Source organism: Fretibacterium sp. OH1220_COT-178 (assembly GCF_003860125.1).
Taxonomy (GTDB): domain Bacteria; phylum Synergistota; class Synergistia; order Synergistales; family Aminobacteriaceae; genus CAJPSE01.
Genome location: NZ_RQYL01000041.1, coordinates 1 through 9340 on the forward strand (window position 1 = coordinate 1; position 9340 = coordinate 9340).

Consider the following 9340-nt stretch of genomic DNA (forward strand, 5'->3'; position numbering starts at 1 on the left):
GTATGTGCTAAGGTTCCCTTGTCCACTTTTCCCTCCTGTATCGTGATGCGGATCGGCGTCCTCTCACTTTACTTGAGGGAAAATACTTCTCATAGCTATAAGCTACCTGAACCCCCGGCCGAGCCGGGGATTTTCAAAACACAAAAAAGGGTTCGGGAGAAAATTTCCCGAACCCCTCGTATTCCTGGAGCGGAAGACGGGATTTGAACCCGCGACCCCAACCTTGGCAAGGTTGTGCTCTACCCCTGAGCTACTTCCGCGTCGTCGCTTACCTGGTGGCGGGACCCAGAATCGAACTGGGGACACGCGGATTTTCAGTCCGCTGCTCTACCATCTGAGCTATCCCGCCCTAAGCGGTATGTTAATTATTGAAAATGGCGGGGCCGACGAGACTCGAACTCGCGACCTTCGGCGTGACAGGCCGACACTCTAACCGACTGAGCTACGACCCCGCTTTTTCAATGGTGGGCGAAACAGGGTTCGAACCTGTGACCCCCTGCGTGTAAGGCAGGTGTTCTACCGCTGAACTATCCGCCCCAAAGCACAGGAGAGAGTATAGCGGCCTCTCTCGATTCTGTCAACACGTCGCCTGAAAAAATTTTTCAGCGTTCGTTCACGACGCCCACCCAATCATTACCGTTCTTGCGGAGATGAACGATCCGAGGGATATCCGTCTTATACTCCTTGTCCCTAGGGACGTAGACGGTCAAATCTCCCATTTTGACGACGTCCCAGGAGGCCGTACCATCCGGAACTCCGCCCTTCACGAGGGCCAAATCAATCCCCTTGGGTCAGGTGTAGTAGACATCCGTCACCCAGACATCACTCCAGCCCTGACTAAGCAGATACCCACGAGCCGCAGCGCTTATATCGACGCTGACCACCGCTGCAACAAATGTACAAAGGGGTAAAAGAGCTTTCATCAGGCGCCGACACGGCAAGACATCACAACCCCCGACTCCGCCTCCAGCTCCAGGGTGACGATTCGCTTCATGTATCGCTGCAAAAACGCCGTTTTTTCCAACGTTTGTCCGCGCTCATCCATAAAGCGACACCCCGGATCCAAAGGCCCCGACGCCACTTTACCATTGACATTGAGGGTGACAATTTCTCCCTGCTCCCCGGCCTCCACCTGCTCCAGGATTCCTGTCACCTCAAGAAGTTCCATCTGAGCCACGGCATGGGCACAAGATGAAAAGACCAACCCAATGACTAAGCCCACTAAGAGGAAACACCATTTTTTGTTCTCTGAGAGATAAGCTTTCATCTCAGCCTCACCTTTCGTCATTTTTATTTACGCCAGTCTCTGAGACTTTCGGTTTCAAAATCCCGCCAGTAGTCAAGATAAGGCTGCCCATCTTTCAAAGGGAGGTCCTCTCCCGGGGCTACATTCAAGGACAGAATGTTGCTATCGGGACGGCGCAGCGCGCTATTATCGTCCAAAGCCTTCTCTATAGCTCCCGTGGCCTTTTCCTCTACTGAAAAAAGAAGTCTGCCACGCACTCCGGTCATACCTGTAATTTTAATATCCTTCAGCATCAATCGCTTTAAAACTGCCCTCCCAGTCTCTACATCCAAAAAGTAAAGCTGGGCATCTCCACTATCGGAAGAATCACAAAACTCCGGATCTACTTTCGTAGGAGTAAATGTTGCAACAATAAGTTTTCCAGCGTAGAAATAAGGCGAAGTCGTGGCGTATTCCGCATCACTGCTCACAGCCGGGGCTTTGAGACGTAAATACCAACCTTTTTGATCGGGTGAGAGCATGCCAGGATCCGACCAGACCGTATTAATATCCTCACTGGTCAAGGGAACAAGATCTTTTGTGGTCTCCCCCCCATTCAAACGCTCAAGACGCAAGCAAAAAATAAACTGCTGATCGTTGTGCACTCTTCTATTAATGTCAGTTCCAGATCCGGGGGCCCACACATCAGAGGTGGCTCCAACCAAGGCTGTTTGCTTAGTTATTTTTCTTTGAAGCCACAAGATAGCCTTTGGAATTGCAACCGACTTTCCTTCCGCCACGCCGTCTCCAGCAACCGTAGTCAGGCGGAATAAACTTTTCAGACGCCAATTTTCAACCTTTTTCTCTTTGACGTCACAACTTAAGACATTGCCCTCGCTGTCCCCGGTAAAAAATTCAAGCAAGATGTCGCTTTTCTTATCCTTAACCAGGGTCAGCGGAGCCAAAGCCATGCCCAAGGGCGCATTGGACAAATGCCGAGAAAAAGCCCTGTCATCAAGTTTTCTTAAAATCTCGCCGTTCTCGGGATTTAAAACGAACAAGGCCTTTCCCTGAGAATCCTTGCCTAAGTGATACCCCAAGCCTCCGGGAAGAATGCCGACAACTCTTTTTCCCACATCCTCCGACACCTCAGCAAGGCTTACGGCTTGGATCGTCAACCCCAAGTCGCTATAGTCGTACTTACGCTTTTCACCAGCCGCGGCATTTCCCCACCGGCGTACTCCATTGATAAGAATATCCTCCGACACCTCGTAGCGGGCGTTTTCAATTGCCCAGAGGAAACCAGGAGCCGAGGAGGGGCTCACCCCTGTAATATCCATGGCATACAGCCCGTTCCCTCCCAGCCCCAACGTTCCCATCAGAACACGGCGCCCGCCTTTGCTCATTTCCTTATTCGTCAAAAGTCCGTCCAGAAGGACCACTGGCATGGATCGCCGAGAGTCTTCGACGTCGCCATCACCATCGTACCAGCTTCCAATGTCGTCATACTTCATTGTTTTGATGCGCCCCTGAAAGACATTAGGAGGCATAAAACCCCAAATCTCATTTCCTGTAGCCACGTCAATTGCGTGCAGCACCCCGCGGTTGGTTTGAAGATAAACATCGCCACTTCCCACAGGACGGGAAACGGTCATGAAATTCGAGTGCTGCATATCACCAAGGGGTGAGGGGCCGTCCGGAATTCCTCCCGCATCATAAAGCCAAAGACGAAATGCATCTTCATTGACGGGGGCCCCAGTTAAAGCTTTGAAGTTGGTCAGAGCCTTCAGTTCTTTTACGGACAAGGAGGGGCTTCCCTCTGCCCCCTCGGAAGCATAAAGGGGACGGCTCTGCCCCTTTATCCGCATTTTTTCCTCGGCCTCCCATAGGGGCAGGATTTTGACCCCTCCTGCGACGCCAGCCTCCTCCGTAACGGCCAAGGTCTTGCACATAAAGGTCGAATGCCACTGATCAAAAAGCTTTGGAGTGTAACTGGAACTGAAAATAAGCCCTTTTTCCCCAGCCTCCTGGTCCAGCTGAACCAATGGAGCTCCAGAAGGTCCTGCAGAGGCTTTGGCATCCGCATTAATCTTATTGAGAACTTCAAGCAACGTTTTGACCAGACCGGGAACATCGTTGGCAAAAAGGGCTTTTTGATCGTCATCCTTGACCCATTGCTTATTCACCTTCTTGGGTTGGCCATGGGCCGCAATGGAGTTCAACGATTTGCGCAGAGCGACAGAGTTCTGATCCTCAGCATTGGGATCGGCAAATCCTACCACCATTGTACGGATGCCCTTGTTCATAGCATATTTGCGCTCGACCCATTTTTTATTTTGTTTGTCCCAGGAACGCCCTGTGAGAGGATGGCCCTCTCCCTGGGTATTTTTATAAAGTTCCAATGCGGCAGCGGGAGCCTTGCGTACAGGCTGCCCATCCAGCTCCCCCTTCGGTTCGTCATTGCCCGCCGTAAAGATGACGAGCCAATTGCTCTGACAGCTTCCTACAACGGGGAAATAACCCGCTTTTTCATGACTGAACTGCAAACCATTTTTTAAGTCTACGTCGGTTGACGTAGGGGCAAAAAAATCGATAGCACTGCCGACAGCTTGCCCGCCAGTAACGACAACCTTATCACCCCATGCCGTATCCGTATCGACCTGATATTGGTCCAGCGAGATGTAACTATTGGTAGCATAAAGAACTGAATTGGGGGCGTAAAGAATCAATGCCTGATTCTTGGAATCTTTCCTCGGCAAATGATAGTCCCGCGCATATATGGAGGTGGAAAGAGGAGTCTGCCCATCGGCAAACAGTTCCGGGTTCGAAACCTTCGCACCACTCGCCGTTTCAACCCCATCAATATATTTCCGGAAACGTTCCAGATTGGGCTGCGGTTCGTATTCGTGCGGCTTTTCTTCTTTGTAAAGACGCCCGAAGGGAACCTTCAAGACCGCACGGTTCACCTGGTTCCACTTTCCAGCGTTTTTCCCAGTCTCGTCTGGCTTAGCCTCGTAGTAGTTCCGAAGTATCCCGCAGTATGCTCGCTGCGCCTGACCGTAGTTCTGATGAGTTTTCCCGACACTCCAATCCGGAGCACTGCCGTATTTAAAAACATTGGTCCGACCAAAAGGGGCATAGCGATAAAAGTCAGCAAGAAAATCAGCCGTCCCGTAATTGTCCTCCTGATAGCTCGTCGCCATCCCAATATTCATCCCAGCAAGCAGCGCCGCGTTCTCCTCGCTGGTCAGCCGCCAGAGCACCAGCTTCATCATGTACATACGGCTGTCGTTGGGCACCAAATCGTCATAATTGGGATGGAGCGTCTGAGGAGGATAAGGAGATCCCGGATAATGCGGATAACCACCGATTTTGCTCCCCACGCTGACGCCAGAGGGCAGTGTTCCGTGATATTTCTCGTCCTTGAAGGTCAAAAGATATGGTTTTTTGGGGTCGGATGAGTAATAACAGTCCGCGCTCCCAATCTCGTTGTTGGTGCTATCCACATCTCTCCCATAACGTGAATAGTTGATATCCGAAATTTCATTATAAGGCCGCGCTCCCGAGCCATAAGTACATTCCCTCAGCAATTCCGCTCTTTGCGCGTCCGTACGGCCATCATCCGACAACGGCATGATGCCTTTGGGAGAAAAGACCATTGGCGACCCCGTATCCAGCAGAAACAGTACATTGGGCGGGGGAACGCGCACAGGTGCGATCACGGAATAATCAGCCTTGAGAAAAGTCTTGGGTGAAACAGCTGCCTGAGCTCCGCTGCCCCACCCTATGAACAACATCATCCACAAGCAAAGACAACATTTCTTTCTTGGGGAAAGGGATTGATCACGAAAAAAAACGGAAAAGAATCCCATAGAAAGACCTCCTAATCTCCACTATCAAGAAAACGAGCCACATTCATTCTACCGTGTAGCAACGTTTCTACAGAAAATGAGCATTCACACACCTACAGCTCTTTACCCTCTTCACTTCGTAGGAGGAATGGTCATAAAAAACATCTCCTCCGTCTGCCGCACAGGCTCCGCCAATCCCTCGCGGAACAGCCTCACTCGAATCAGATAGGCACCAAAATGTTTGTAGAATTGAGCGGGCAAAGCGTCCCCCGAAACAGTCTTCGTGCTGGGATCCACGATTTCCACTCCTTCCATGCTCCAAGCATCCTGCCCCCCACTATCAGCGAGGCGGGCTGAGGGACTCAAGGAGGGAGGAGCGTCCACAGTGGGGATAAAGCGAAGGTCATCGACCCGATAATTGGCATCATAGACTTGAAGCGTCATCCAACGACGAAAATTTCGATCATTGGACAAAAGAATATCCCGGCTGAGAGCCTCTTCTACGGGCTTGGGCATGCAAACCTGCAGATCGTTCAGGGAACGAATTAAAAAATAGTCGTCCGAGGTGCCGCCCCGCCCATGAAGCACAATCCTCCTACCCGAAACATCGTCACTCCGCCGATAATTCTCGTTCACGATGAATCCTTTAGCCGACTCTATAACTTGATTGACTTGAATCTGTTCCTCGTAGTCCTTACGGTTTACAAGGTCCGTTGTGTACATGGAGTTGGCCAAAGCAAAAATACCTATGGAAAGAGCGGCGCCCAGTAGGATAATAATCAAGGCCGTCACCAAAATAAACCCGGAACGCTTTTGCGATGTTATTCTTTGTCGCGATTTCATTCCTGTGCTCAATTGCGTATCCTCCAGGTCATGCTCTCCACCAAAATACGGTGCCTTCCATCCCCAATTTCAGGAGCGCTGCTGGGCCAGCCCGGGGGGCGTTTCCCCGACGCATATCGGGAGTCGTTATGAACGCCTAACACTGCAAGATCCAAAGTCAGCAAACGTTCTCCCGGATAGAAGCGAAACCAAGCACCAGCGACGCCACGCGCCAAAACTCTCTGCCGACTCGGTTTTGCCTGAGGTGGAGCTTCGTAAAGCTCCTGAACGAGGTCTCCTGAAAGCACTCGAAGACGTGCTGCTCGAACATGGTGCACCTCCTCGAATCCGTAAAGGACGCCTCCTAAATAATTTTTATTTTTGAGGGCTCCAGGCGCAACGATTGCCGTTGTTTGTTCCGTAGCGTTAGACTTGACCCAAATGGGGACGCCAAAACTGGGAAAGGTCAGCCACCCCCCTGTCTTGACAAGACTTGGCAACCCACCGCCCAAGTTTTTTTTCAACTGAAGAGTATCCCCTCCCCAATAGCCTATATCCTGAGAGATCCAAGACATATACACGATCTCATCTTTCAACGCTGCATCTGGAATTTTTTTGGGTTTCGCCATCAATGCCCCAAAATCAGAACTGACAAGCACACCGGTCGGAATCGACCAAGCGTAATAAAGTTCTTTTCCCGAAAAACACCCATCTGCCAAAGTCGTAACCCACTTCGAGGAATCAGTAATTTCTCCATTGGTTACGGTAATAGGCCCGCCCCAGCCAGCCCCTCCCATCAGGGACATGACAGAACCTACAGGAGCATCGTCATGAGAGGCGAAAGCCGCAACAAAAGACCCCATTGACCCTCTTGCTATGGTATTGTTGGGCATCCCCAAACCCACGTTGCTGAACTGACTTGAAAGCACTTGAAAAGCACTTTCGATCTCCTCACGTGCTTTTGTGTAGTCCTCTGTTTGATTGTAGGAGTTCAAGAAGCTAAAAAGCGCGGCCGTCAAAGCGGCACCAACAATACCAACCACAATCATAGCGAGCAAAACTTCTGTTAAGGTGAATGCACGTCGCCTCATCGTCATCTCCGCCCATCCCTGTTCGCCTTATTTCTCATCCCGCCGTTTATAGGGGCTATCCCGCACGGTATTCGAATTATAGCTGTTGAAACTACGCAAAAAACGCAATTCTCCACCGCCATCCCCATGGGGTTTACGCACCAGCAACTCGACAAGATACGCCCCATCTCTGGCCTCTTTAAAGAAAGCCTCCAGTTCTAAAGATCGAAGGCGAAAACGCCCTTCACTGATTTTTGATCCTCCCAAAGACTCCGTCACTTTCAAACCCGATTGATTAAGAACTTTCTGATTCATTTTTTCATGCGCAGGCGTCGCCTCCAAAGCATCGAACCAGGCCTGGGCCGTCGTGTAGCTGTCCAAATCCACCTGGGAAGAGGATCTGAGGCGCATGGCATAAGCCATGCTCGAAAAAATACCTCCAAAAGCCAACAAGACCACGATGATCAAAATCAAGGCTTCCCCCAGAGCAAAAGCCCTGCGCTTTCTTTCACACGCAACAAAGAGAGTTTCCTTCACACTCATACGAACCTCCATTAATCCAGATCCAGCCGGTCACTGCAAAATAAAAGCCCCAAACAGCCGCTTTGCCGGGAACAGCCTTCATTACAAAACCCATCCCGAACGATCGAATCACTTGCATCTTACACCCAATAATGCTAACTGCGAATAAAAAACACTAGCCCTCTAACGGCACCTCGACCCTGCAAGACCGATTTTCCGAACAGAAGGCATCATCGCTATCGATACTTTTATATCAGAGTACGGTAAAAAAGCACCTGAGTCAATAGGCACCAATACCCATCTCCCCCACACCCCAAGAATCACATGCAAGCATTCCTCATTTTGTGGTACTCAAATACACGATTTTTTCTGTCTTGGACTCGCGTAACAAGTTGCCTTTTTATAATCGACAGCGTAGAATGTATTGGACAAACATGAGACAAACAAGCAGTTCGGGGGGTTGACAGCATGCAGGCCGGTCTGGAGACGCAAGCGATCATCGACAGCCTTTCGGATCCCATTCTCGTCATCGGACCTCACAGAGGACGTGTCGTTGCCTATAATGCGGCATTTATCCGCGAGCTGGGATCCTTTGGGGAAAATTTCAGGGGGAAGTCCTTTACCCGGATGCCCCAGTTCGTGCGTTCCGTCCGCCGAGGCTTGCTCGACCTCTACGTCAGGGCCAAGCGCAGAAAGGACGATAAAGCTCCCTTCTCCTTTCAATATGTCGATGCGCAAGGATACCTCAAATCCCTTTCCGCCTCCGCCGGATTGATGGAATACGGCGATCGTTCATGCGTCGTGTTCCATTTCCGGCCTCTTCCCGCCTCTGCTGCGGCAGTCCCCCAGCAGGCAGAGGACACAGCTGCATTCAGCACCTTGGTCGACATGACCCGCGAGCCTTGGATGGAATTTCGCTCCCATCAAATTGTCGAGCCGATCTCCCTTGACGATGAGGATAAAGCCGGGCGTCTTTTGGCTCTTGGACAGAAGCTGGTGGTTCACAAGGCCAGCAAGGCGGCCCAAAAGGTATTTGCCTCCCCAAACTCCAGCCTGGACAGCGCCACCTCCCCCATCATGGGAAAGGATTTCATATCCTTCTTCCATCGGGAGGAGGATGCCTTGAGATTTCTGGACATGCTCTCCAACGTAGGGCAGCTGCGGGCTCCCACCACGCTGATCGACGGATCGGGGAAGATGTTGGACGTGGAGATGTCCTGCGCCGCCCGCTTTGAGTCCGGAGATGCCATCGCGGCGCTCTATTGCATTCCCCGCAGCTCGGAGCTCTCCCGGAACTACAAGACCCTGCTCAGCGAAAACCGTAAGGAGCAGGAGTTCATCTTCAACCAGCCCTTTCTCGGATTGGGACAGCTGGTTCCTTCACAGCCCCTGGACAGGCCGGACCCCGCACACGTAGACGAGGTGTTGAACAGCTGCCTGGAAAGCATCCGCCTGCTGAACGCCAACGATGCCTTGGCCAGCCACTACGGGACCCTGAAAAGCTCTCTCTTGATGCAGCCCATGTCCTGCCTTTTCCCCTCCCGATCCGCCGGCATCCAGGTGCTGAAGGAACTTTTCGTCACCCGCCAGTCCTCGTTCGCGACGTATGACGAGAAGACGGAGGAACTTCAGAGGATCACCCTCTTCAAGGCCCTGTTCAACGACGCCGACTGCATGGTGCGGATTTTTGTCGCTTCCTCTCCTCAACCCTACGGATTCAAGGAGCGCCACAGCAACCAGAAAAATCGTTCGACTCCTGCGTTTATTTAAGCAGGCGACCGGCTCTTTTGGGCCGCAGGCCCAAAATGCCGTGTCGATCGCTTACGTCGGCGCACGGCACAGTTGCCGTG

7 protein-coding genes and 4 tRNA genes are annotated in these 9340 nt (G+C 51.6%); 1 reads left to right on the top strand and 10 read right to left on the bottom strand.

The annotated features are described in order from the left end of the window. Positions 1–185 precede the first annotated feature (185 nt). The 10 genes from EII26_RS12325 to EII26_RS12365 form a co-directional block, all read right to left on the bottom strand. Positions 186–260, bottom strand: a tRNA-Gly gene (locus EII26_RS12325). A 13-nt stretch (positions 261–273) separates the two neighbouring features. Next, a tRNA-Phe gene (locus EII26_RS12330) sits at positions 274–349 on the bottom strand. 26 nt (positions 350–375) lie between these two features. Then, positions 376–452, bottom strand: a tRNA-Asp gene (locus EII26_RS12335). Between the two features lie 10 nt (positions 453–462). Beyond that, positions 463–537: transfer RNA gene (locus EII26_RS12340), tRNA-Val, on the bottom strand. A gap of 65 nt (positions 538–602) precedes the next feature. Then, on the bottom strand, positions 603–776 hold the full coding sequence (locus tag EII26_RS13200) for a hypothetical protein (protein WP_158612337.1): 174 nt from the start codon (positions 774–776) through the stop codon (positions 603–605). A 146-nt stretch (positions 777–922) separates the two neighbouring features. Further along, complete coding sequence (locus EII26_RS12345; protein ID WP_124889464.1) at positions 923–1267, bottom strand: hypothetical protein; 345 nt, start codon at positions 1265–1267, stop codon at positions 923–925. Between the two features lie 23 nt (positions 1268–1290). Next, positions 1291–5097, bottom strand: coding sequence for a PilC/PilY family type IV pilus protein (locus EII26_RS12350; RefSeq protein ID WP_124889465.1), 3807 nt, complete (start codon positions 5095–5097; stop codon positions 1291–1293). A 111-nt stretch (positions 5098–5208) separates the two neighbouring features. Further along, a complete protein-coding gene (locus tag EII26_RS12355) occupies positions 5209–5931 on the bottom strand; it encodes a hypothetical protein (RefSeq protein ID WP_124889466.1) in 723 nt (240 codons plus the stop codon). After that, positions 5928–6989: a PulJ/GspJ family protein gene (locus tag EII26_RS12360; RefSeq protein ID WP_158612338.1), complete on the bottom strand. Its 1062-nt coding sequence runs from the start codon at positions 6987–6989 to the stop codon at positions 5928–5930. Before EII26_RS12360 ends, EII26_RS12355 begins: the two co-directional genes overlap by 4 nt. 27 nt (positions 6990–7016) lie before the next feature. Beyond that, entirely contained in the window at positions 7017–7511 is a 495-nt protein-coding gene (locus EII26_RS12365; protein WP_124889468.1) for a hypothetical protein, read from the bottom strand. A 447-nt stretch (positions 7512–7958) separates the two neighbouring features. On the opposite strand from EII26_RS12365, the gene EII26_RS12375 reads away from it, so the two are divergent. Further along, complete coding sequence (locus EII26_RS12375; protein WP_124889469.1) at positions 7959–9260, top strand: PAS domain-containing protein; 1302 nt, start codon at positions 7959–7961, stop codon at positions 9258–9260. Positions 9261–9340 lie beyond the last annotated feature (80 nt).

What these genes read in the sequence shown, in the direction of transcription:
- EII26_RS12345 (WP_124889464.1), bottom strand. Translation starts at nt 1,267, where the DNA reads ATGAAAGCTTATCTCTCAGAGAACAAAAAATGGTGTTTCCTCTTAGTG.
- EII26_RS12375 (WP_124889469.1), top strand. Translation starts at nt 7,959, where the DNA reads ATGCAGGCCGGTCTGGAGACGCAAGCGATCATCGACAGCCTTTCGGAT.
- EII26_RS12365 (WP_124889468.1), bottom strand. Translation starts at nt 7,511, where the DNA reads ATGAGTGTGAAGGAAACTCTCTTTGTTGCGTGTGAAAGAAAGCGCAGG.
- EII26_RS12350 (WP_124889465.1), bottom strand. Translation starts at nt 5,097, where the DNA reads ATGGGATTCTTTTCCGTTTTTTTTCGTGATCAATCCCTTTCCCCAAGA.
- EII26_RS12360 (WP_158612338.1), bottom strand. Translation starts at nt 6,989, where the DNA reads ATGAGGCGACGTGCATTCACCTTAACAGAAGTTTTGCTCGCTATGATT.